This window comes from Streptomyces graminofaciens, from assembly GCF_030294945.1.
Classification (GTDB): domain Bacteria; phylum Actinomycetota; class Actinomycetes; order Streptomycetales; family Streptomycetaceae; genus Streptomyces; species Streptomyces graminofaciens.
The window spans coordinates 7,576,919-7,599,951 of sequence record NZ_AP018448.1 but is presented as its reverse complement, the minus strand read 5'-3'; the positions used below and the strand labels follow the sequence as shown (position 1 = coordinate 7,599,951).

Annotated in this window: 18 protein-coding genes; 2 read left to right on the top strand and 16 right to left on the bottom strand. The window is 72.1% G+C overall.

Translation table 11 applies throughout. From position 1 onward, the window contains the following. Nucleotides 1-86 precede the first annotated feature (86 nt). The 13 genes from SGFS_RS33340 to SGFS_RS33280 form a co-directional block, all read right to left on the bottom strand. The gene (locus SGFS_RS33340) at nt 87-1,850 is read right to left on the bottom strand and encodes a VgrG-related protein (RefSeq protein WP_286255804.1); all 1,764 of its coding nucleotides are present in this window, start codon (nt 1,848-1,850) and stop codon (nt 87-89) included. A 4-nt stretch (nt 1,851-1,854) separates the two neighbouring features. After that, the gene (locus tag SGFS_RS33335) at nt 1,855-2,568 is read right to left on the bottom strand and encodes a CIS tube protein (protein ID WP_286260184.1); all 714 of its coding nucleotides are present in this window, start codon (nt 2,566-2,568) and stop codon (nt 1,855-1,857) included. Nucleotides 2,569-2,668: 100 nt separating this feature from the next. Next, nucleotides 2,669-3,088 carry a phage tail protein gene (locus SGFS_RS33330; protein WP_286255803.1) on the bottom strand — a complete coding sequence of 140 codons (420 nt, stop codon included), beginning with the start codon at nt 3,086-3,088 and terminating at the stop codon, nt 2,669-2,671. 105 nt (nt 3,089-3,193) lie between these two features. After that, complete coding sequence (locus SGFS_RS33325) at nt 3,194-3,550, bottom strand: hypothetical protein (RefSeq protein WP_286255802.1); 357 nt, start codon at nt 3,548-3,550, stop codon at nt 3,194-3,196. Nucleotides 3,551-5,805: 2,255 nt separating this feature from the next. Further along, entirely contained in the window at nt 5,806-6,006 is a 201-nt protein-coding gene (locus tag SGFS_RS33320; protein ID WP_286255800.1) for a hypothetical protein, read from the bottom strand. Nucleotides 6,007-6,847: 841 nt separating this feature from the next. Continuing rightward, nucleotides 6,848-7,003, bottom strand: coding sequence for a DUF6760 family protein (locus tag SGFS_RS33315; RefSeq protein WP_286255799.1), 156 nt, complete (start codon nt 7,001-7,003; stop codon nt 6,848-6,850). Beyond that, nucleotides 7,000-7,491, bottom strand: coding sequence for a hypothetical protein (locus tag SGFS_RS33310; protein WP_286255797.1), 492 nt, complete (start codon nt 7,489-7,491; stop codon nt 7,000-7,002). The genes SGFS_RS33315 and SGFS_RS33310 overlap by 4 nt, the downstream gene beginning before the upstream one ends. Continuing rightward, complete coding sequence (locus SGFS_RS33305) at nt 7,488-7,931, bottom strand: phage tail protein (RefSeq protein ID WP_286255796.1); 444 nt, start codon at nt 7,929-7,931, stop codon at nt 7,488-7,490. The genes SGFS_RS33310 and SGFS_RS33305 overlap by 4 nt, the downstream gene beginning before the upstream one ends. A 159-nt stretch (nt 7,932-8,090) precedes the next feature. Continuing rightward, entirely contained in the window at nt 8,091-9,674 is a 1,584-nt protein-coding gene (locus SGFS_RS33300) for a phage tail sheath family protein (RefSeq protein ID WP_286255795.1), read from the bottom strand. Nucleotides 9,675-9,902: 228 nt separating this feature from the next. Then, on the bottom strand, nt 9,903-12,239 hold the full coding sequence (locus SGFS_RS33295; protein WP_286255794.1) for an ATP-binding protein: 2,337 nt from the start codon (nt 12,237-12,239) through the stop codon (nt 9,903-9,905). Further along, nucleotides 12,236-13,069, bottom strand: coding sequence for a Pvc16 family protein (locus SGFS_RS33290; RefSeq protein WP_286255793.1), 834 nt, complete (start codon nt 13,067-13,069; stop codon nt 12,236-12,238). The genes SGFS_RS33295 and SGFS_RS33290 overlap by 4 nt, the downstream gene beginning before the upstream one ends. Next, nucleotides 13,066-16,086 (bottom strand): CARDB domain-containing protein, encoded by a 3,021-nt coding sequence (locus tag SGFS_RS33285; RefSeq protein ID WP_286255792.1) that lies wholly within the window; start codon nt 16,084-16,086, stop codon nt 13,066-13,068. Before SGFS_RS33285 ends, SGFS_RS33290 begins: the two co-directional genes overlap by 4 nt. 466 nt (nt 16,087-16,552) lie before the next feature. Continuing rightward, nucleotides 16,553-17,176, bottom strand: coding sequence for a helix-turn-helix transcriptional regulator (locus SGFS_RS33280; protein ID WP_286255790.1), 624 nt, complete (start codon nt 17,174-17,176; stop codon nt 16,553-16,555). Between the two features lie 198 nt (nt 17,177-17,374). Between SGFS_RS33280 and SGFS_RS33275 the strand changes: the two genes are divergently transcribed. Beyond that, nucleotides 17,375-18,673 carry a COG1470 family protein gene (locus SGFS_RS33275; protein WP_286255788.1) on the top strand — a complete coding sequence of 433 codons (1,299 nt, stop codon included), beginning with the start codon at nt 17,375-17,377 and terminating at the stop codon, nt 18,671-18,673. A gap of 19 nt (nt 18,674-18,692) precedes the next feature. Here SGFS_RS33275 and SGFS_RS33270 read toward each other — a convergent pair whose 3' ends face one another. Beyond that, entirely contained in the window at nt 18,693-19,082 is a 390-nt protein-coding gene (locus SGFS_RS33270) for a DUF4280 domain-containing protein (RefSeq protein ID WP_286255787.1), read from the bottom strand. A 229-nt stretch (nt 19,083-19,311) separates the two neighbouring features. After that, the gene (locus SGFS_RS33265) at nt 19,312-19,935 is read right to left on the bottom strand and encodes a TOPRIM nucleotidyl transferase/hydrolase domain-containing protein (protein ID WP_286255785.1); all 624 of its coding nucleotides are present in this window, start codon (nt 19,933-19,935) and stop codon (nt 19,312-19,314) included. Nucleotides 19,936-19,998: 63 nt separating this feature from the next. Here SGFS_RS33265 and SGFS_RS33260 point away from each other — a divergent pair, with 63 nt between their 5' ends. After that, nucleotides 19,999-20,346, top strand: a complete 348-nt coding sequence (locus SGFS_RS33260) for a hypothetical protein (RefSeq protein WP_286255783.1) — start codon at nt 19,999-20,001, stop codon at nt 20,344-20,346. Between the two features lie 113 nt (nt 20,347-20,459). On the opposite strand, the gene SGFS_RS33255 is transcribed toward SGFS_RS33260, so the two are convergent. Beyond that, nucleotides 20,460-22,922 carry a SpoIIE family protein phosphatase gene (locus SGFS_RS33255; protein ID WP_286255781.1) on the bottom strand — a complete coding sequence of 821 codons (2,463 nt, stop codon included), beginning with the start codon at nt 22,920-22,922 and terminating at the stop codon, nt 20,460-20,462. Between the last annotated feature and the right edge of the window lie 111 nt (nt 22,923-23,033).

The window sequence follows — 23,033 nt, the reverse complement described above, 5'->3', positions numbered from 1 at the left end:
TCGCGGTCGCGGTCGCGGACGCGGCAGCGACCGCCGCCGCGGACCTCACGGACCTCACGGACGGCACGGACGGCACGGACGGCACGTCAGTTGATCTTCACGATCGGGGCTTTGACGACGCATTGGCTCTTGCCTTCCAGCGACACCTTGGAATCGGCGGTGACGGTGACCGACGCGCCCTTGAGCTTCAGCTCCTCGGAACCGGCGTCGAGGCTGATGCCCTCCCCGGCGACCGTGACCTGCTTGGCCGCCTTGATGTTCACCGTCCCGTCGCTGCGCACGGTGATCGTCGTCTTCTGCCGGTCCAGTTGCAGCTCCAACTTCCCGTCCCCGGTGCGCACGCGGACCCCGGCGGGGCCCTTCGCCGCGTCGAGCAGCTCCAGGCGGTCCCCGGCCCGCGAGGCGAGCGACCTGCGGTTGACCTTGCCGCTGGTCGCGTCGACGAGTGACCCCTCATGGGGCGACGGCCGGTCGACCCCGTTGTAGAGGCCACCGATGACGTACGGCCGGTCCAGCAGTCCCTGCTCGAAGGCCACCAGCACCTCGTCGTTGACGTCGGGGCTGAACACCCCGCCGCCGCCGGTGCCGCCCAGCTGCACGGTGCGGACCCAGTCGCTGACGTACGCCGTTCCCGAGTCACCCGACAGCCAGGGGAACCTGAGCCGCACCCAGCCCTGGCCCTCTCGGTCCTTCGGCTCCTTGGTGTCGGTCACCACACCCACCGCCACACCGGGGATACGGGGTGAGCGCGCCGCCGCGACCGCCCCGCTGACCACCCCGTACGAGGTGCGGTCCTGGTTTCCGCTGACGGTGAGCCAGGTCTCGTAGCCCAGGCCGGGACGGTCGACATGTCTGCTGGCGGTGACCGTGTACCTGCCGTCGAACGGAGCGCCCGCGCCGGTCAGCGCGACCGCGACCCCGCACCGCAGCCGCGGGTCACCGCGGACGACCACTTCCAGTTCCGCCAGTGCCGCCGACACGTCCTCGGCCAGCGCCTTGGAGACCGCCTTCACCTCGGCGTCACTGCGGTACGGGACGTCCGCGACCACGAGCGGCGCCGCGCCGAAGGCCTTGGCGGCCTGGCGGGGAGTGACGCCCACCGCCACGGTGCGGCTCTCGCTCACCGCCGTCTCGCCGAGCAGCGACTTCTTCTCCTGGACGCTCCACCCGTGGACCTGAACCCGGTCGACCTGGTTGACCGAGGTGATGGACGAGCGGACCGAGAGGACGTTGTCGGCCATCTTGATCACATACGGACTCCTGCGGGGCGCCCCCGCGCCACCAGCTGACGGCGCCGACGAGGCGGCCGTGGGCCGGCGGAACTGGAACTTGCCGCCCTCCACCAGCATCTCCATGCCGTTCTCGGCGGCGAGAGAGGCGAGGAAGTCCCAGTCGGAGATGTTCGGCTGGGTGACGAGCGGATAGGTGGTCCTGGTGGAATCGATCCGGCCGATCGCGAGACGGGCGGCGGTGGCGACCTTGCGGGCGATGTCGGAGGCGGTCATGTTGGGGTACGCGGCCACCCTCCGGCCCCGCTGCAGCCGGTGCCCCTGGTCGAAGGCGCGCACCGTGGTGAACGTGCCGGTTCCGTCGAACTCGGCCTCCAGTGCCACGACCTCGCCGTCGAACAGCCGAACGGCGCTGCCCGCGCCATCGGGTCTGGCCGAGATCTTGAGCGCCCCGCCGATCACGATCCCGGACTTCCGCAGGAAGATCCGCTCGGGGTCGCGGTAGCGGAGGACGGCCGCGGCCGGAGCCGAGTTGCCGTCCTCGATCCGCACATGGACCGGCAGATCGCTGAGCGAGGCCGGAAGCGGGCGGGGCGCCTCCACCAGGAAGGTTGTCGTCATCAGCTCACTCCTCGTCGCCCGGTTCGCCCGCGGCGGGCAGCAGGATCTCCGTGCCGGGGCGCAGCCTGGTGGGATCGTCGATGTCGTTGGCCTGCGCGATCACCCGCCACGCGGTCGGGTCCCCGTACTCCCGGTAGGCCAGCGTCTCCAGGCTGTCGCCCTTCACCAGACGGTGCACCCGCCGGGCGTGCAGCGCGCCGGAGGTCGGGTTCTGCCCGGGAACCGGCCCGGCGGCCTCGGTCAGGGAGACCGAGCACGTGGCCCTGAGCGGGGTGCCGTTGGGGTCGAACAGCGAGTAGGTGGCCTGGACGTCCTCCAGGTAGCCGAAGAACGAGACGGTGCTGAAGGACCCCCAGGTGAACTTGACCCAGGGCGCGGACGGCGAGTCGGTGGCGCTGCTGCGCTCGGTGGGCGCGCACCAGTCGATCAGGGTTTCCACGGCCTGCTGAACACTGCTGTCGTGGGTCGCGGTGGCGTCCAGGAACAGTTCGACCGACAGTCTGCGCGGATGCGTGCCGACGAACTCGGGGACGCCCACCTCCTTCGCGCCCTTCGCCACATGGCGCACCCAGCCCGCGCCCTTGCCCAGGCTCAGCGAGGCCGGATTGAACTGGAAGGGCACCGCCTTGCCCACCTGCGAGCCGGGAGGTTCGCTGGGTTGTTTGGGCGGTTCGTACGCGGTCAGCTTGGCACGGGCCAGGGCGGTCAACGGACACAGCTCCTCTCGGTGCGGGGTGGGCGGGCGGAGTGGACGACGGGACGACGGATGACGGATGACGGATGACGGACGACGGGACGACCAAGGGGGCGGGGCCGGGTCACAGGAACCCGTGGTGGGCTAGCTCGATGCTTTCCATGGCGACCTGCGAGTTCCCGGGGTCGAAGGTGGGGCCGGTCCAGGACACGACGATCACGTCCCGAAGCGACCACTGGGCGATCACGTCCTGGAGGTTCGGCCGCAGGGCGGCGATCTGGGCGGTGCCACGGCGGGCCTTGCGCGGCAGCGAGGCCAGGAAACCGGCCACCTTCGCGGAGTCCGAGGTGAGCGGGCGCGAGAGCCTGACATTGGAGTAGGTGATCCGCGACGGCAGTTGCCACACGAAGCCGTTGTTGCCTCCCTCCACACGCTGCTCGACCTCCACCTGGAGGCTCAGTCCTTCGCAGTTGCTGAAGTCGCCCAGGTCGATGCCCTCGATCTGCAGCCGGAAGTGGACACTCGTCCCCGGATCGGTCCTCATCCGCGCTCCATCGCCTTGCCGGCCGCCGCGGCGGCCGTCCGTCGTCGTGTCAGTCGTTGTTGTTGTGTCAGTCGTCGTCGTTGTGCGCGTCGTCGTCTGGCAACTTCAGCGCCCACCGTCCAGCAGGCGCCCTGCCCGCTCCCTGCCGAGCAGGTACTCGGCGCGAAGCAGCCGGCCCAGTGGATCGGCGAGCCGCCGGGCGAGTTCGTCGACATGTCTGCGCTCCAGCCGCTGGAGGAACGCCCCGACGTCCTCGGGCACGCCGCGCCGGTGCGGATCGTCCGGCACCGGGGCGGACACCCTCGCGGCCATGGCTGGGCCGACGGGTGGTCCCGGGGTGCCACCACGGTCGGGTGACGCGGTGGTGCGGGCCGGCGGCGGCGCCGGCGGCGGCACACCGGGCGGGGCCACCGGTGGCTGCGGTGGTGGGAGCACGGTCTCCTTCACCAGTGGCGCCGCCAACGACTCGGTCCTCACCCGGGCCGGCGGGGCAGAGGGCAGGGCGTACGGCTCCAGGGCGCTACCGACCTGCGGCGGCGGCCCGGGACGCCCCGAGCGCTGTACCACCGAGGCGGCGGGCGCCAGGGAGACCGCCGGGTGCGGGCGAGGGCGTGGGGAGACCAGAGGGCGCGGCGGCGTCGCCGGCCTGGCGACACCCCCACGGAGAGTCGCCCCCGGGGTGAGAACACCGGACTCTTCGCCGAACACCCGGTTGCGACCGTCGGAACCCGGAGCGGATACGAGGCTGTCCGTCGCTCGCTGAAGGACCGGAGGCAGTGCCCCGGCCGACGGAGACGAAGAGGGAGACGAGACGGAAGAGGAAGAGGAAGAAAGAGAAGGAGTAAGAGGGGGAGAGGGAGATGTGACGTACGTGGGCACGGCGGTGGACACGGGAGGCGCGGACGCACTCCGCGGTCTGCGGCTGGGCGGCACCGGGTCGTTCGGCGCGCGCCGGGCCACCACCGGGCGGGTGGCGCCGCCCGGTTCCCCCGGAACGGGGCGCGGGGAAGAGGCGAATCCGGCGGCACGCTGCACGAACGGGGACGGGGACGGGGACACCGGAGCCCCGGCTCCCGCCTGCGGCACCTCAATGGGCGCGCCGAGCCCCAGCCCCGTACGGCCACCGCGGCCCTGCCGCGTCGGGCGGACCGTCGCGCCCGCATCCGGTGGGTCGGCGACGACCGGAACGACGGCGGCGGGCCGCAGTGCGGGGGGCGACGCCGGTCCGGCGGGAAGCGGGGCCCCGAGGCCGGATTTCCGTGCCTGGGCCCGTTGCACCATGGGCACGCTGGGCGCGGACACCGAGCCGTCGGTCTCCTTGGGGGGTACGGATACGGGTGCGGCCATGGGGACAGCCACGGGTGCGGCCATGGGTGTGGACGCGGGCGTACGCGCGGGTACCGGCGCCGGTGGGCGTGCGGTCACGGGCGGCGTCGCGGGCCGCGCAGGTACCGGCAGTACCGGCACCAGGTCGGAGACAGGCGAGAGATCGGGAGCCCGGTCGCTGCGTGCGGGTGGCGGGGCTGGTACGGGGGACGCCAGGGCCGGGGGCGCGGTTGCCGACGCCTCCCGTGCAGAGGGGGGTGCGGGCAGCGAAGCCGTCCCGGGGAATTCGGGCGTGGGCGGGACTGCCGTGGTGCTGCGCATGACGGGAGGCATGGCGGGAACAGGGGGCCGCCCGGGAGAGGCGGTGGGGGTCGAAGGGGGAGCAGACGTCCCGGCCTGAGCGGGCGGCGTCTTCCGCCGGGGCGGCACGGGACGGCCAGGAGCGGCTGTCCGGGACGGTGGCTGCGGCGGACCCGGCCGGGCCGCATCGGACGAGCCGGTGTCCGCGGCCCGAACGGTGCCGGGCCGCTCCGCCTGCGAAACACTCCGCTGGACCGGCTGGACCGGCTGGACCGGCTGAAGTGGATCGACCGGCTGGACCGGCTCGACTGGTTGCCGCCACGCCGTCGCCGGAGATACGGCAGCCTCGGGCAGCACCGCGGAAGCGGGCTCGGAGGCCGGTCGGGCGACGTACGGAAGCAGGTTCTCCTGCCGGGGCATCGGCTCCGTGGCACGTTGCAAGGTGGGCGGCGCGAACGGCATTGCCGACGCGGGCGCATCTGAAGGCTGACGGACGCTCTCCGTGACGGTCGGGTGCGCCGGAGTGGCGGTGGGCGGGGCCGATGCGTCGCTCCGCCGAGGGGGCTCGGCAGGTACGTTGCTCCGCCGAGAGGGCTCGGCAGGTGCGGCCGGGGTCGGCGGTGCGGCGGGCAGCTGTGCCGGGGCCGGGGGTGCAGCGCGCCCCAGCCGACGCTGCAGAGCGGGCGGCGGCACCGGCGTCCGGGCCGGGGTCGGAGTCGGCGTAGGAGTCGGTGATGCCATGGGTGCTACAGGTGCCGGCGGTGCTGCCGCTACAGCTGGAGCCACCGGAGCCGAACCCGCAGGTGCGACGGATTCCGCCCGGTCGACCGACGCCACTGGGTCGGCCGCCGATGCCGCCGGTACCGCTCGTGCCGCCGGTGCGGCTCGGTCCGGTGGTCGCGGTGGCGGAGACCCCGGGCGGTCAGTCGGTGGGGTGGTTGTCAGGTCGGCGGGTGCCGCACCGGGGGCCGAGATGTTCGAGGTGTACGCGGAGTCGGTCAGCGGGCTCGCTGTCCGCGGCCGCGTCCCGAAGCCTGGTCGCGATGCGGCGGCACGCTGGACCGTGGGCGGGGGCAGGGGCGGGGTACGCACTACCGGATGATCCGGTGGGGTGGCGGCCGGTGTCCGGCGGGCAACTGGTGCACCGGACCCGGCGGGAGCCGCAGAAGCAGTAGGCGCAACGTGAGCAGTAGGCGCAACGTGAGCAGCAGGAACCACGGGAGCGGCAGGTACAGCGGGAGCAGGAGGAACCACGGGAGCGGCAGGTACAGCGGGCACAGCAGGAACCACACGCGCGGTAGTAGCCACAGGAGCAGCAGGCGCCGCAGGCGCCGCGGAAGTAGCAGGCACCGATGGGTGTTGCCGCCGCGCGTGGAGTGCAGGTGGCGGCGTACGGAGCCCCGTCGTGTCCGATCGGGTCGGCTCGGTGGTCCGGCCCTCAGGCGCCCTCTCGGAGTGCGCGGGCGCTGCCGCCGCGCGCGGTGCCCGTGGCCGTGCCCGTGATGTCGTCGTTTCCTGTGCCTGGGGTGCGGGCGCGGCGGATACGCGGCGCTGGACGGGCGCAGGCGGCGATGCCGAAGCCCCGGCCCCGGCATCCGCCGCGTCTCTTCCCTGCAGCCCGCCACCGGACTGAGGACCACTGGACCCAGAGCCTCCGAACCCAGGGCCACCGAACCCAGGACCATCGAACCCAGGGCCACCGGACCCAGGACCGCCGGACTCCCCATCGGCCGGCTCCGCACCGGGTCCGGCGTAGGGAAGTGCGGGATGACCTCGTCGCTGCACCGCCGTGCCCGGGACCACGCCCACCACACCGTGCGCCACCCCGCCGGGTGCGTCGACGCTGACCAGGCGGCCTCGGTCGCGGTACAGCGAGGGGTTCCTCCGGGTCCCGAGACCGCGTTCGAAGGCGGGTGGGTCGGTGAGCAGGGCAGCCGGCGCGATCGTGAGGGGCATGGGACCCGCCGTGGGCCAGCCGCCGTCCGGCGGCGCGGCCGCTCCGGCCACTGCGGCGGCAGGCTCACCGGCGACAGCTGCACCGGCGGCAGCGGCAGCGGCAGACGTGTCCGCGGGGGCGGACGGACGGCCGCCCCGCCGCCGACCGATCCAGTCACGCATCGCCATGGCCCGTGCTCATCCTTCGTTGAGACGTGTGTTGATCCTGGCTATCTCGGTCACCCACCGGGCCCGCTCCCCGTGGGTCAGGTCGAGGATCTGGTCCCGGGACCAGTGGAAGTGGTAGGCGACGTACGCGGCCTCCTCGTGGATGCGGTCGACCCCGTACGTCACGATTCCCCCAGGCGGCTGCCGGCGAGGTCCACGTCGAAGGAGCACTCGCAGGACGGGCAGGTCACCTCGGCCCGGGTGTGGCCCTCGGCGTTGATCCTCCGGTAGAAGTCCTGGAGGAAGGCGAGGTCGGCGGCGAACAGCCGTTCCACCACGCCCGCGTGCACATCGGTGATCGCCCCGATGCGGGTGACGACCAGCCCGAGCAGGACCACCGTGAGATACGCCGGGTTCTCCTTCACGCGCAGGTCGATCAGCGGCACCAGCTCGTCACGGGCGGTCGCCAGCCGCATCGCGCCACGCCGGTGCACCGTTCCCGAGTCGTCCACGTAGCCGCGCGGGAGTTCGAAGTCGAACTCCGTCCTGAGCCGCTCCGGGGCAGCCGGGGGCGCCGCGACCTGGTGACTCGGTTGTTCGGGCGCGGTGAGGAGGGAGCCGTCTCCGGCGGGGTCCGCCCCGGGGGCGGCGCCGGAGACCGTACGACGCCTCATGCGAAGGTGATCGTTTCGAAGACGATGTTGACCTTCTCCGTGGCGGGGGTGGCGTCGCCCGCCTTGAGCCCGGGTCCCTCCCACTTGTTCACCCAGGCGTTCTCCAGGTTCATCCGCCGGACCGGGGTGTTCTTGGAGTCGGTGACGATGATGCTGATGTTCTTGCGCGCCTCGTCGACCGCCCCCTTCTCGAAGACCTGCTCGATCCACTGGCTGAAGGCGGAGCTCTTGTCCAGTCCCCGGGTGATGGTGACCTCGCCACCCTTGCGCGCACCCGGGAGCTTCTTGATCAGGTACTGGCCGCTCGGTGTGACCTGGGTGACCTCGATCGCGTCCACCTCGACCGACAGGCCGCTGACCTCCTGGACGGATTCGACCGCGACGCCGCCCAGCTCGACCTGGAAAATGTGTGTGGAGAGGGTGTCTCCCGTAGCCGTCATGGGTCCTACTGCCTTTCAGAGCTGTTGAAGATCACTGCTGCTGCCCGTTCCCCGCCGCCCGTTCCCCCGCCGCCCGCTCCCCGCTCCCCGTTGCCCGCTGCCCGCTGCCCACTGCCCGCCGCGGACCGGCACGGTCACTCATCGACGAGGCTGGTGCTGTCACTCGTCGACGAGGCTGGTGCTGTCGGAGTACTGGGACAGCCTGAAGACCACGAACTCGGCGGGCTTGACCGGGCAGATCCCGATCTCGCAGACCACCTGGCCGGCGTCGATCGAGTCCGGAGTGTTGGTCTCCGCGTCGCACTTGACGTAGAACGCCTCCCCCGCGCTGGCCCCGAACAGCGCGCCGCGACGCCACTCCTCGCGCAGGAAGGCCGAGATGTTGCGGCGGATGGTTCCCCACAGCCGTATGTCGTTGGGCTCGAAGACCACCCACTGGGTGCCGAGGAGAATGGACTCCTCGAGGTAGTTGAAGAGCCGCCGGACGTTGATGTAGCGCCAGGCCGGGTCGGAGGAGAGCGTCCGGGCGCCCCAGATCCGGATGCCGCGGCCGGGGAAGGCCCGGATGCAGTTCACCCCGATCGGGTTGAGCAGGTCCTGCTCACCCTTGGTGACATTGGTCGCCAGGTCCAGTGCCCCGCGCACGACCTCGTTGGCCGGGGCCTTGTGCACCCCGCGCTCGGCGTCGTTGCGCGACCAGACACCGATGACATGACCGCTCGGGGGCATCAGGCGGTTCTGGCCGCTCGCCGGGTCGAACGCCTTGATCCAGGGGTAGTAGAGCGCGGCGTACTTCGAGTCGTAGCCCGCCTCTTCCGTCCGCCACCGGCTCACCTGCTGGGGCTTCAGGTCGGGCAGTGGGTCGAGGACGGCGATCCGGTCGCCCATCAGCTCGCAGTGCGTGATCATCGCCAGCTGCACGCCCTTGACGCCCTCCGCGTCGATCAGGCCCTGCTGGTAGGCGGCCATCACGTCCGGGGCGGCCACCATGGTGATCTCGTCGATGGCCTCCAGCCCGCCGAAACCGGTACGGGCGGCGGCGTCCCCGATGTACTCCTGGGGGGAGAGTTCCGCCGGCAGCACCTCGGCGGACGCGGACGCGGGTGCAGGCGCAGACGCGGACCCGGACGCGGACGTGAGCAGAGCGACGCTCTGGGCCGAGGGGCGGGTCGGCGCGCCCTGGGCGGTGGCCTCCACCACCGCGATGAGCGCGGAGCTCGCCTTCACCTGGGTGACGACGTAGTTCTTGGCGTTCTTCCGGACCGTGACGTCATGGGTCTCCACGGCCTTGCCGTCCTGCGAGACGACCAGTTTGAACCGGTCCTCGGGGGCGTTCTCCCCCTCGGGGTGACGCACCTCGACCGTGGTGCGCGAGGCGTCGACGCCGGGGAGCGCCGAGACCCGGAACGAGCCGAGGCCGACCGGCTCGCCGACGGTCAGCTCCTTGGGTCCCGCACCGTCGGCCTGCCCGTTCCCGGCCTCCCCGCCGACGCGCACCACGTACGCGATTCCGCCACCGTTGGCGAAGTATCCGTACACCGACAACCCCAGATAGGAGCCGTCGACGAAATCACCGAAGATCTGGACGTACTGGCTCCAGGTGGTCACGAGCGTCGGTTCGTGGAAGGGACCCTTCTCGGCGAATCCCACGAAGGCCGCGACCGCCGTCCCCACCCCTTCGATGGGACGGGAGCCGCTCTGGGCCTCCTCCACATACACGCCCGGGGACAGGTACGTCGGCATCTTCGCGCTCCTCTTCGGATGACTGCGGGCAGGCAAGCAGTCTCATCCGCGATAAACGGGCCGGGTAAGGCCGCTCGCGCCGCGAAGGGGGACGCGCGGGGTGCCCGATCGGGCACCCCGGGGGTGCTCGCCGGTCCTGTCACACGACAAAGGGGTGGTGCGGCCGGTCCCGGGGCAGGGCTCGTCGCCCGAAGGGGCAGCGCGGCCCGGCCCGCCTCAGCCGTCCTGTCAGAACCCGCCGCCCCGCGCTCCCCACCCCGGCGCGAACTCGTGGTCCAGCACCAGACGGCCGAGCTTGCGGTACTCCTGCCGGACGGCCCCGACCAGATCCGCCGTGGAGACCGGCCGCCCGCTCTCGGCCGCCTGGTACGCGGCCGTGATCACGCAGGACCGGATCGATCCGCCGGCCAGCTCGAAACGGGCGCAGAAGTCCAGGTCGAGCCCGTCCTCACGGGGGATCGCGGGGCCGAGGCAGCGGTCCCACAGGTCACGGCGGAGCGGGGCGGCGGGCAGCGGGAAGTCGACGATCACGTCCAGTCGGCGGATGAACGCCTCGTCGAGGTTGGACCGCAGGTTGGTGGTGAGGACGGCGATGCCGTCGAAGGACTCCATGCGCTGGAGCAGATAGGCGCTCTCCATGTTCGCGTTGCGGTCATGGGAGTCCTTCACCTCGGAGCGCTTGCTGAAGATGGCGTCGGCCTCGTCGAAGAGCAGGATGCCGTTCACTCCTGCCGCCTCGGTGAAGATCCGTTCCAGGTTCTTCTCCGTCTCGCCGATGTACTTGTCGACGACCGAGGAGAGATCGACGACGTACAGGTCGAGACCGAGGTCCCCGGCGATCACCTCCGCGGACATCGTCTTGCCGGTGCCGGACTCCCCCGCGAGCAGCGCCATCACGCCCCGGCCCCGGCCGCCGCCCGGGCGCATGCCCCACTGCCCGAGCACCCGGTCACGGTGCCTGGCCCTGCGGGCGAGTTCACCCAGCTGCTCACTCACCGGCTCCGGCACGACGAGGTCCGCCCAGCCCACGGCCGGTTCGATGCGGCGGGCGAGGCGGTCGAGCCCCGTGGCGTTCTGCGCCCGGACCGCGGTGCTCAGCTGGGCCCGGGTGACGGGGCCGCCGGTGGACGCCGCCAGGCCGCGGGCCGTTACGGCGGCACGCCGGATCTGCTCCGGTGTCAGCACGTAGGCGGACATCAGGCCCGCCACCGCGGCCTCGCCGCCCGCGAGGCCCCCGGCCGGGGCCAGGGCCTCGCGCCACAGTGCCGCGCGTTCGTCGGCGTCCAGTCCGGGTACGGCCAGGACCAACGGGCTCGTCGGGGACCACTGGGGGTCCCAGGCACGGTGCCCGGTGAGGACGACCGGCACCGGCAGCGCCCCCAGGGTGCGCAGCAGCCGCCGGTGTTCGGGGTGGGCGGCGGGCTCCAGCGCCTCCAACGGTCCGGCGACGAGTCCGCCGCCGCGCAGCCGTGCCTCCCGGACCACGACCGGCACGAGCTGCTCCGGGTGGGGCGCCGACACGAGAGCCGTGAGGTCGAGGGCCAGCGCCGTCAGACCGGCAAGGCGCAGCCCCGTGGCCGCCACGCCGGTCGCCGAACCACCCTGCTCCTGGTGCAGATGGACCAGGCGTACGCCGGCGCGGAGCGCCGCGGCGAGGGAGGCGACCGGCGTGCCGACCGCCTCCGGGAGAGCTGGAGGACCCGCCCCCGGGAAAGCCGGAGCACCCGCCTGCAGGAGGTCCGGGGCACCCGTCCCCGGCAGATCCGGAGCACTCGCCCCCGGAAAGTCCTGGACACCCGCCCCCTGAAGGCCCTGGGCACCCGCCCCCGGGAGGCCCTGGGCACCGGCCTCCGGCGGAGGCAGGGCGCGGAGCACGGCGCCCGTCCGTGGATCCGGAGTGTCGTCGCCCAGCAGATACGCGGCCACCCGGTCCGGCACGCGCAGTCCCCGGGCGAGGAACGGCCTGCCGGGGTCCTCGATCTCCAGCAGACCGCCCCCCACCAGCGGGCCGCCCTCGGAGAACCGAGCCCTGACACCGGAATGCCTGGGATCGGCGCCCAGCACGTCCAGGGCGAGCCCGATGCCGGCCCGCCGCCGGGTGACGTCGTCGTTGAGATAGCCGTAGAGCTGTTCGTAGCCGGCGTCGAGATCCGGGAGGAGGGCGATCAGGAGGATGTCGACATCGAGGGGGCTCAGCCCGAAGCGCCGGGCGAGCGACTCCAAGGGCGGAACAGGCCGCCCGGCATCCGGTGTCCCGGCCTGTTCCGCCCGGGGCTCCGCCGCGGCGGCAGGTGACCCCTCACCGGGGCCGGAGCCGATGCCGTCCGGCCCCTCCAGCAAGCGGCCGACGTGCTCCTCGGACAGGTACAGGCCACGCAGCGGGTCGTCCGGATGCGGGTCGGCGCCACGCCGCCGGTCCACCGCCGCGCGCACCAGCCGCTCGACGACGCCGAGACGGGCGGGCGGCCGGCACGGCCCGGACGTGGCCGCCCCGCCCGGGCCCGGGTCCGCGTCGGGGGTCGGCCCCGAGGGCTTCGCGGCGGTTTCCACGGAGGTCCCGTTCAACGCCGCACCGCCCCCGGCGCCGAACCGCCGCCCACTGCCGAACCGCCGCCCGCCGCCGGGCCGCGGACCCGGCGGGCACCCAGCATGGGCGCCGCGCCCGGCCTGGGCGCGGGGGGCTGCCCATCGGGCGCGTCCCGACGTGCGTCCTGACCTGCGTCCCGACGTGCGTCCTGACCTGCGTCCCGACGTGCGTCCCGACCTGCGTCCTGATGGCGCGAGCGCCGTCTCTCGCTGCGGCGCGTCGCCTCCGGACCGCTGCTCCGGTCCAAGGTGCGCAGTTCCATGCCGTCCGTCACCGGTGGTGCGACGGGCCGGCCTATGGGTATCAGCGGGGCGGTCACGACCACGTCCAGGGAGGGCTTGAGCTCGCCGCCGAGCGCCGACCAGACATCGGCCAGCGCCCGGTGCCCGGCGGGCGGATGAGCGACGCCCAGAGGGACGGTCAGGTCCAGCTCCGCCAGCGACCCGGTGAGCCGCGCGGGCGCCAGGCATCCCGCACCCACCAGGCCCGCCAGCAGCAGCGACAGCAGCCGGTGCTCGTCCTGCGGCCGCTTGGTCCAGGCGGTGACCAGGTAGGAGAGGCTGTACCAGCGAGGCGGTTCGCTCAGTTGCACGGTCCTGCCCCGGTCGTCGAGTTCGGTACGGAGGCCCTGCTGCCGTCGTTCGAGGTCTTCGCGTACGTCGTAGAGGAAGACGTTGACGGCGGGGGCGCCGGACCGTCTGGCCACCCACTCCCGGGTGGGGGCCTCGAAGACCACCTCGGCGCCGGTCTCCCCGAGGATCTCCTCGCTCAGCAGGCTCCGCAGGGCCTCGTCCACCTCATGGATCACGGCTTCCGCCCCTGGGCCGACGGCCGGGCCGGGGCCCCGCTCGCGCCGGCGTCCGTACCGGATTGCGTACCGGCGTCCGGGCCGGCATCCGGGATGTCGTCCGGGATGTCGTCCGGGATGTCGTCCGGGATGTCGTCCGGGATGTCGTCCGTACCGACATCGCGGAGTGGCGGTAGCAACCGGGCCCCGGTCACGAGGAATGGGGCGGAGACGGGGTCGAACCCGGAGCCGGTGGCGGTGACTGTCCGCCGGCCGGTGCGGTCGCCCTCCAGGATCAGCATCTGCGCCACGAACGACCCGTCGGCCCCGGGTTTCGAGGGGTTGGCCGCCGCCGTGATGCCCGGACTCCAGTCGAGCCGCACCGGGACCCCCGGCGGGAAGCCGGCTCCCCGGACCAGGGTGACCGTGCCCGGGCTGCCGACCGGTGGCAGTGCGGTGATCTCCGGCTGACGTACCGTCAGGACCGTCTCGGCCCGCACGGCGCTGTCCGCCTCCGTGTGCGAGGTCGCGCTCACCGTGGCGCCGAGCCGGTACCGCCCGGCCTCCGTCGGGGTCAGTACGGCCTGTACGACGGTGGAGCCTCCCGGTTCCAGGTTGCCGACCGTGCAGCCGGCGGCGGTGCGGCAGGCGGCCGGCAGCGCGCTCACCGTGAGCTTCTCGGGGAGCTTGATGGCCAGTGACAGTCCCGTCACGCTCCGGTCGCCGGTGTTCGTCACTGTGTAGGTCACCGTGACGCTGCCACCGACATAGCCGGGGCTGGGGCCCGCCACGACGGTCAGCACGGGCGGGACCGTCGGCGGTACAGGTGCCGGTGCGCCGACCGAGACCTGCGCGGTCCCGTGGTTGTCGGCCGGATCGGGGTCGAACACGGAGCCGGACACGGTCCATACGAGGGGGAACGAGCCCTCGGCCGTGGCCGTGAGACGGAGCGTCACCTGGGCCGCCGCCCCCGCGGACAGCGCGCCGAGGTCGCAGGTGAACCGGGCTGTTTCACACCTGCCCGTGTCCGACTCCATGGCGGTCAGCCGCAGCCCCTGCGGTACGGAGACGACCAGCCGCGCGGCGGGTTCCGCCACCGGCCCGAGGTCGCGCACGCTCAGGGTGACGGTCGCCTTGTCACCCGGTTTCAGCTCTCCCGGGCCGGAGAGCGGCGAGGTGTCGAGGTCGGCGGTCGGCTGCCAGGTCGGCGACTGCTGGTGGCTGGTGTCGCCGCGCACTCCGGTATACCCCAGCGGCACAAGGACCGTGAGGGCGCCCGTTGCGACGTCGACGCTGTGGATCCGGGCCTGTTCCCTCGCCCGGCTGGTGAAGGCGATCCGTGACCCGTCGGCGGACCAGGCCGGAGCGGACTGGCCGGACTCTCCGCCCGGCAGCGGGCGGCGGTCGGTACCGTCCGCGTCCATCAGCCAGATGCCGTAGTCCCAGACGAAGGCGATCGTGGAACCGTCGGGTGAGACCGCGGGGGTGATGTCGGTCGGGGGCTCCCTGAACGGCCCGGAGGCAGCGGTCAGGTTGACCGGCCCGCCGCCGTCGGAGGCGCGGACCGACCAGATCTCCGAGAAGGAGTCCGTGATGTTCACCCGGGCGAACAGCAGCGTGCGGCCGTCCGGCGCGTACGACGGCTGGATGGCGAACTCGTGGCTCTCGGGGACCACGCTGAAGACCTCCTGGCCCGAGGCGACGTCGATCACGGCGATCCACTGCCATGGGCGGCCGTCCTCGCCGTGGCTCTCCCGCACGACCGCGATCCGCAGTCCGTCCGGCGACCAGGCCGGGGAGGTCTCCCGGTCCCCGGCCGCGGTCAGGGCGTGCAGCGGCCGGGCGGCTGATCCATCGGCGTTCGCGATCCAGATCCGGGCCACGGTCTCGTCGCTCCTCCGTTCGCGCCGGGTGAAGGCGATCCGCTGCCCGTCCGGCGAGTACACGGGTCCTTTGGCCGCCCAGTCGCCGCTGACGGAGGAGGAGGACACGGCGGCCGACAGACCCAGGTCGCGCGGGTCGGATCCGTCGGGCAGCATGTCCGACAGGTCGAGGCGGCCGGTCTCCGCCGCCGAGTCGCGGGCGACGAGCAGTTCGGTGCCCCCTCCGGCGGGCGTGTACCAACTGGGGCCGCTGACCTGCCGGTCCTCCGCCAGCCGCAGGACGGGGGCCGCCGTTTTGCGGGCCGGCGCCGTGTAGATGAGGTTCCGCCAGTCGTCGGAGCCCGGCTCACCGTGGCCGACGAAGGCCAGGCTCGCGCCGTCCGGCGACCAACTGCCCTCCCGGCCCTGCCAGCCGGACGGAAGCGCGGCGGACTGGGACCCGCTCAGGGACAGGAGCACCAGGTGCAGGCCGGTCTCGGCCGGGAAACCCCCCGGCCGCCCCTCGCAGGTGTAGAGGAGCGTGCCTGCGTCGGTCGGCGACCAGGCGGGCTCGGTCGCACCGGGGCCGTCGGCGCAGTCGTCCCCAGTGGTGATCTGCCGCATCGGCCCGCCCTCCACCGCGACGGTGAAGAGCTGGTACGGGGAGTCGTCGTCCATCTGGGTGCTGAAGGCCAGTCGCTTGCCGTCCGGCGACCAGGTGGGCCATGTGTTGTCGCCTGAGCGGGTGATCCGCCGCGCCTGACCGCCCTCGACGCGCACGACCCAGATGTCGTGCAGACCGTCGGTCCGACCGGTCGTGGCGGCGAAGGCCACCCGCTTGCCGTCCGGGGAGAGCCGCGGGTGCCGCACCCCGGAAGACGCGGTGGTGACCCGGGCGACGGGGCCCTTGCCGCGCTGTGTGTAGACCTGGGCTTCGGTGGAGTCCCGCAGGCTCGTCCAGACGATGGCGTCGCCCTGGGCCGAGGCGTCGTCGTCGTAGTGCTGCGGACCGGGGAAGAGCGGAACGCTGGAGTCGGCGCTCTCGCCGCCGAGGGCCACCGTGCCCAGGCTGCGGTGCTTCGACCCGTAGAACGCGATGCGTCCCGGGGCCGCGGTGTCGGCCGGCGCCGCGGCACTTCTTCCCTCCGGGGAGACGACGCCCAGCAGCGTCCCCAACAACAGCAGCGGAAGCGCCCTGGCGGCAAAGCGCCTGCCCCGCCCGCGACCACGCGGCATTCGAACGCTACGACGCACCGGCTCGTTCCCTCCCGGGTCCTCGTCCCCGGGGCAGGAGCCAGCGCTCGCCCCAGGATGGTCAGGCGGTCAATCCTGGGCGCCCGCCGGGAGGTTCACCCGGTGCGGCAGCGCAGAGAAGGACGCAGAACTCGTTGCCCCATCGGGCAGCGCACGGCCGCGCGAAGGGCCTCGGACACGGCCGCGCGAAGGGCCTCGGACACGGCCGCGCGAAGGGCCTCGGACACGGCCGCGCGAAGGGCCTCGGACACGGCCGCGCGAAGGGCCTCGGACACGGCCGCGCGAAGGGCCTCGGACACGGCCGCGCGAAGGGCCTCGGACACGGCCGCGCGAAGGGCCTCGGACACGGCCGTGCGAAGGGCCTCGGACAGGGCCGTGTGAAGGTGCCTCAGATGAGGCCTTGGCGCAACGCGTACGCGACCGCGTGCGTGCGGTTGCGTAACTGCAGTCGGCTCGTCACGTCGTGCAGGATGTTCTTCACGGTGCGCTCCGAATAGGAGAGGCTCTCGGCGATCTCCCGGGTGTCCAGCCCATCGGCGACGAGCTTGAGCACCCCGATCTCACGCGTGCTCATACCGGAGTAGGACAGCCCACGCGGGTCGAGCAGTTGCTGGTGCATCTTGCCGACCTGGGCCAGCAGACGGGCCAGCAGGTCGGACGGCATGCTGCTCTCGCCCCGGGCCGCCAGCAGGGCCACCTGGACGATCCGGTCCGGGGTCGCCTCCGAGCGGCGCACCACACCCAGGACCCCGCACTCCGCCGCTGTGATGAGGCCCGAGTCGTCGACGCGGGAGGCGATCAGCACGACGCGTGCGGCGGACGTACGGCCGAGTCGGCGCAGCAGGACCGCGGTGTGATCGTCGACGCTGTCGGTGACGACGAACACGACCGCGGCCCGCTCCTGTTCGGATTCCTGGAGTACCCACAGCTCAGGGCGCTGCCTGAGCTGGCTGACGACGCCGGACCGGGAGATCTGGTCTTCGGCGTGGACGAAGACGGCGACACGTTCCACTTCGTTCTCCTGCGTTCCCCGGCCCATGACCGGTGAGCGCCGGCCGACCAGGTGTCGATATTGAAACCAAGGGGGAACGAGCATGCACGTGCGGACTTTGCGTGCACTTAATGTGAAGCTAATGGGAAGACATGTTGCCTCCGGTTCTTCCCTATCGGCCCCTGGCAGGGAGCGGTGATCTTCTTACAGTCAGGGGCCATGACAGCATCTGCGCGGTTGGACCCCCCGTCCCTCTCGGTCGAACCCGGAGGGAGTCAGCGGGTCACCCTGCATGTCCGCAACGGCGGCGACATTGTCGAGGCGTACCGGTTCGAGGTGGTCGGCGCGCCGTCGGCGTGGTCCGCGGTGGAACCGGCCGAGCTGTCGCTCTACCCCGGGACCGGGGACACGGTGACGTTGACCTTCCAGCCCCCGAAGGCACCCGACACGTCTGTCGGGCAGCTGCCTTTCGCGGTCCGGGTCCTGCCCGTCGAACGGCCGCAGGACGTGACGATCCCGGAAGGAACGGTGGAGGTTCTGCCGTTCCACGCCGTCGAATCGGAGCTGCTCCCGCGCTCGAACCGGGGACGGCTCCGCGCGGGGTTCCAGGTGGCGGTGCGCAACCACGGCAACATGCCGGCTGACGTCACGCTCGGGGCATGGGACACCGACGAGAAACTGCGGTACCGCGTCCACCCGGCCAAGGCCGAACTCGCGCCCGGGGAGCAGGGCCATCTCAAGCTGACGGTACGGCCGCGCCATCGCATTCTGCGAGGTGCGGTGCAGCGACACGCCTTCCAGGTCCGCGTCGCACGCGACGGACAGCCCGGTGAGCCCCTTGACGGCGCGTACGAGCAGCGCCCGCTGGTCCCGGCGCTGCTTCCCAAGGCGCTCGCCCTGGCCGCCGCCGCTGCCACGGCCCTGACGGCGGCGTGGTTCGGCCTGCTCAAGCCGACGATCACCTCGACCGCGGGCGCCGCTGTCACTTCCCAGGCGAGCCAGGCGGTGCAGTCCGAGGTCAAGAAGCGCCAGAAGGAGGTCGCCTCGGTGGCGTCGGCTGCTGCGAGCGAGAGCGCGAAGGCAAAGGCAGAGGCAGGGGCGGGTACGAAACCGTCGGCACAGCCCTCCGGGGCCGCCTCCGGGGCCGCCGCGTCCGGGGCGGAGGGCGCCAACTTCTACACGCCGTTGTCCGTGCGGGCCAAGGCCGGCGCGAACGCCGGCGCCACGTTCACCGTGCCGAAGGGCAAGACGTTCCTGATCTCGGACATGGTCCTGCAGAACCCTCAGGGCGACTCCGGAACCCTCACGCTGAACATCGACGGATCCCAGGTGTCCCTGCTCGCGCTGGAGAACTTCCGCGACATGGACAGCCCCTGGGTGACGCCGCTCCGGGTCCCGGCCGGCGGCAAGGTCACGATGACCGTCGACTGCCGCACCCCAGGAGCGCCGCCTTCCGCCCCCAAGCCCACCACCTGCGCCGAATCCGCGCTGCTGAACGGCAAGATGGTCAAGTCGTGACGGCTCTGCCGGGCCCCGCTCAGTCGGCGACCTGTGTGTTCTGCTGACCGGGGAAGCCGATCTGGATGTTCCCTCCCCATGTGCACGCGCACTTCGACGACTGGGTCAGCGCCGGCTGACCCGAGACCAGTACCGTCGGCGATCCCGGCGCCCAGGGCGCAGGGGTGACAGGCACGCACGGCACGGGCGTCAGTACGCCCATCGCGGCGGCGGTCGCCTGCGCCACCATGGGGTTGTTCGGGCTCATGCACATCCCGAACGGCGGGATGTTCAGCTGCGGCACGACCGCCTGGATGGTGGCGACCGGCTTGCCCCCGCACAGCACGGGCCCGGGGGGCACGGACAACGTCCCGGGAACCGTGCCCGACGTGCAGCTGACCACTGCCGTCGCCGTCACGAGCAGCCCCATGGACACACCTCCGAATCCTCCGTCACTTCGACGTCGTGTGACGCTACGTCACAAGCACCGCCGCGAGCAGAGGTCCCGGGACAGCCGATCGGGCAGGGAACGATGCCTTGTCGTACGCGTTGAGGGGTTCACCGTGGTCGAGGCCCGACGATGGACCGGCGCCCTGGCTACTTCGGCACCGTCTCGCCTCTGCCCCCTGCCCACTGCCCCTCTGCACCGACTCGCAGGCTCACAGGCTCCTGAGCAGGGCATTGAGGGGAGCCGGCACCTGATCGACGTCGAGGTCGAGGGCCTCGACCAGGAGGCGGCCGTAGCGGATCTTGCGGCCCTTCTTCGTGCCGATGAAGCGGCGCAGTTGCTGTTGTCGGGGGCGGCCGTGCTGGGCGGGCTGGCGGGTGAAGGTGTGCCAGGCGCGCGCTTCGTGCTCGGTCTGGATGATCTGCTCGACCTTCGTCTCGCCCAGTGCGCGGATGAGCTCGTCCTCCAGGTCCGACACGCATATGAAGACGTCCCCGCCCGGCGCCCCCGCCCGATCGAGGCCTCGGTCGAAGTAGGGTCGCTCGCGCTCGTCGCACAGACCCGCCAGGCGCAGCCCGAGGCCGGTCGGGCCGAGGAGTCCGGCGTAGCGGCCGACGTTCATCGCCCCTCCCATCGGCAGCACGCACACCCCCTCCGCCGCCAGGTCCCGGCCCTGCCGGGCGGTCAGCGTCTCGACGGCGGCGGCATCGCTGAGCCCTTCCAGCAATACCGCCGTCCGTACCCCCAGCCCCACGGCCAGCTCCCTCGCAGGCTCCCCGGAACCGCCCTCCGCCCAGCTTCTGACCTCGTCCCGGAACACGCTCATGCTGACCATGAGACGAGTCTGCTGTCTCCACCCACGGCTCGGCACGGAATATTCGGCGCCGGGAGAGCGGTGGTGACGCAGGCCAGGGACATTTCCGCGTCGCCGGTGCTACGGCATCCGTCGGACGAGATGTCGTCGGGCTCGGTGATCGCAGAGGAGTCCAGGCTCGTACGCCGCACACCCGAACTCACCGAGTGGCTCTCCCCCACCGAGTGGCTCGCCGCAGCCGAGCCCGCCACGCCGGCAAGCTGCTCGCCGCAGCCGGACTGCACGGCCACACATACGCCCTCGACGCCCTCGACGCCCCTCGCGGCTGCCACCGCACTGGCCTCGCCCTCCCCCATGACCGTCCTGACACCACCAGACCCCGAAGACCTCCACATACTGCGCGGCCCCCGCATCCGCGTGATCAAAGTCTGATCGTCTCCACCCACGCTTCCGAAGCAGGGGCTCGGCGACACGGCCCACGACCGCTTGCCTCGGAGTCGCCGCGAACAGCGCCACCGGAGAGGGACTCTCAAGCCCCCGGGCCGTCAGTGCCCGCCCCGGTTGCCCATCGGCCCCGGGAGGTCCTGCTCGGCCCAGATGATCTTTCCGGCCCGGGTGTAGCGCGTACCCCAACGGCGGGTCAGCTGGGCGACCAGGAACAACCCCCGGCCGCCCTCGTCGGTGGTCCGCGCATGGCCCATCCGGGGCGAGGTGTTGCTGGCGTCGGACACCTCGCAGATCAACTTGTCATGCCGGATCATGCGCAGCCTGACGGGTCCGGTGCCGTGCCTGATGGCGTTGGTGACCAACTCGCTGACCACCAGTTCCGTGGTCATCACCAGGTCGTCCAGCCGCCATCCGAGCAGCTGGCGGACAGCCAGCTCCCTGGCGCTCGCGACGATCGCCGGATCCGTCGGCAGGTCCCACGAGGCGACCCGGTCGGCGCCCAGCGCATGCGGCCGGGCCAGGAGCAGAGCGACGTCGTCGGTCTGCGGGCCGGTCAGCAGATTGTTCACGACCGCCGAGCACAGGTCCTCCGGTGGCATGCCGGACTGCGCGAGCACATCGCTGAGGCGGGACAGCCCGACGTCGATGTCCTGGTCACTGCTCTCGATGAGGCCATCGGTGTAGAGGGCGATCAGGCTTCCCTCGGGGAGGGATATCTCGGCGGACTCGAAGGGCAACGAGCCGAGGCCCAGCGGAGGGCCCGCCGGAAGGTCCGGGAAGGTGACCTTGCCGCCGGGGGTGACCACGGCGGGCGGCGGATGTCCGGCCCGGGCCATGGTGCACAGCTGGGTGACCGGGTCGTAGACGGCGTAGAGGCAGGTGGCGCCCAGTACCGCGGTGGCGATGGGCTCGTCGTCGCCGCCCTTCTCCTCCGTCAGCCGGATCACCAGGTCGTCGAGGTGGGCCAGCAGCTCATCGGGCGGCAGGTCCATGTCGGCGAGCGTCTGTACGGCGGTACGCAGCCTGCCCATGGTCGCCGCGGCGTTGAGGCCGTGCCCGACGACGTCTCCGACGACCAGGGCGACCCGGGCACCGGACAGCTGGATCACATCGAACCAGTCGCCGCTCACCCCTTCCCGGGCATCGGCCGGCAGGTAGCGCGAGGCCACCTCCATGGCGGTCCCGCCGTTCAGCCCCTGCGGGAGAAGACTGCGCTGCAGGGCCAGCGCCGCAGCGTGCTCACGGGTGTAGCGGCGGGCGTTCTCCACCCACACCGCGGCCCGGCTGACGAGTTCCTCGGCGAGCAGCAGATCGTCCTCCTCGAACGGATCCGGATGCTCCGTACGGATGAAGGTGGCCACTCCCAGCACGGTGCCGCGCGCGGACAGCGGCACCCACATCGCCGAGGGCGCCCCGAACTCCCTGATGCTCGCGGCCCGGGCCGGGTCCTCGGCGACCCACGGAGTGGTGTCGGGGTCCAGGTACGCTTCCAGAATCGAGGTGCCGTTGACCATGCTCTGGATGTACGGCGACGACATGGGGGCGGCGATCGGGTCGCCGGTGGCGATCACCGATTCCGGACAGCCCTCGTGGATCGACTGCTGCCCGGCACGCCGCGCCGGATACGTGCCGTCGAACGGCCGCGAACCGGGTTCCTCCCCGTCCAGCACCGCTTCCAACAGATCGACGGTCACGAAGTCGGCAAGCCTCGGCACCGAGAAGTCGGCCAGTTCCTGAGCGGTCCGCATCACGCTCAGCGTGCCCCCGATACAGGCGCTGGCCTCGCTGAGCAGGGCCAGGCGCTCCCGGGCCCGCCATCTGTCGGTGACGTCCATGCCCATGTAGCACACGCCCAGCGGGCTGCCGTCCGGGTCGTCGAGACGAAAGAAGGACGTGGAGTAGGCGTGTTCCCGGTGCGGATCCGCCCAGGTCCAGCCCCGGTACTCGTAGTCGACGACCGGCACGCCGGTCTCCAGCACCCGCCGCATCTGTGCTTCGAGCGCCTCGGTGTTCAGGCCCGGCAACGAGTCCGACATCCGGCGCCCGAGCCGCTCTTCGCGCGGCACACCGCCGTAGCGCTCCAGGGTGTCGTTCATCCACACGTACCGCAGGTCCGGGCTGAGCACGGCCATGCCGAGCGGTGAGCGGGTGAGAAAACCTTCCAGCACCTCCCCGCTGACCGCCCAGGTCGGAGCCTTCGCCACGTCGATCGCCGATACGAGCCAGGCCCTGCGGTCGTCGGTGTCGGACATCGCGGTCACCCGCAGCCCGACCTCAAGACGGCGGCCGTCACGGTGCCGGGCGCCCACCAGGCCGCCCCAGCTCTCCCGGGTCCCGCACTCCTCTGCGACCTCGGCCGCCCGTGACGCGTCTTCGGGCTGCGCCAGCAGAGTGGCGGCGGAGCGGTCGAGGACCTCCGCCGCGCCGTACCCCAGAAGCCGCTCAGCGGCCCCCGTCCAGCCGATGACCGTGCCCTTCGCGTCGATCACCGCGGCAGCCACATTCGCCATCTCGAACGGTCCATGCGTTCCGTCCGTTGTTGCCTCCTTGGGGAACATCATGACGGCCGTCCCATCTCGCGGATGGCATATGGGTCATTCTATGAGGTATCGACCAGCGCTGCTCCCCCCCTCGGACCGCTGCTGGCCCTCGCTCCACTCCTGGCCCTCGCT

What these genes read in the sequence shown, in the direction of transcription:
- SGFS_RS33275 (WP_286255788.1), top strand. Translation starts at nt 17,375, where the DNA reads ATGACAGCATCTGCGCGGTTGGACCCCCCGTCCCTCTCGGTCGAACCC.
- SGFS_RS33255 (WP_286255781.1), bottom strand. Translation starts at nt 22,922, where the DNA reads ATGATGTTCCCCAAGGAGGCAACAACGGACGGAACGCATGGACCGTTC.
- SGFS_RS33300 (WP_286255795.1), bottom strand. Translation starts at nt 9,674, where the DNA reads ATGCCGACGTACCTGTCCCCGGGCGTGTATGTGGAGGAGGCCCAGAGC.
- SGFS_RS33265 (WP_286255785.1), bottom strand. Translation starts at nt 19,935, where the DNA reads ATGGTCAGCATGAGCGTGTTCCGGGACGAGGTCAGAAGCTGGGCGGAG.
- SGFS_RS33340 (WP_286255804.1), bottom strand. Translation starts at nt 1,850, where the DNA reads ATGACGACAACCTTCCTGGTGGAGGCGCCCCGCCCGCTTCCGGCCTCG.
- SGFS_RS33330 (WP_286255803.1), bottom strand. Translation starts at nt 3,088, where the DNA reads ATGAGGACCGATCCGGGGACGAGTGTCCACTTCCGGCTGCAGATCGAG.
- SGFS_RS33310 (WP_286255797.1), bottom strand. Translation starts at nt 7,491, where the DNA reads ATGAGGCGTCGTACGGTCTCCGGCGCCGCCCCCGGGGCGGACCCCGCC.
- SGFS_RS33270 (WP_286255787.1), bottom strand. Translation starts at nt 19,082, where the DNA reads ATGGGGCTGCTCGTGACGGCGACGGCAGTGGTCAGCTGCACGTCGGGC.
- SGFS_RS33305 (WP_286255796.1), bottom strand. Translation starts at nt 7,931, where the DNA reads ATGACGGCTACGGGAGACACCCTCTCCACACACATTTTCCAGGTCGAG.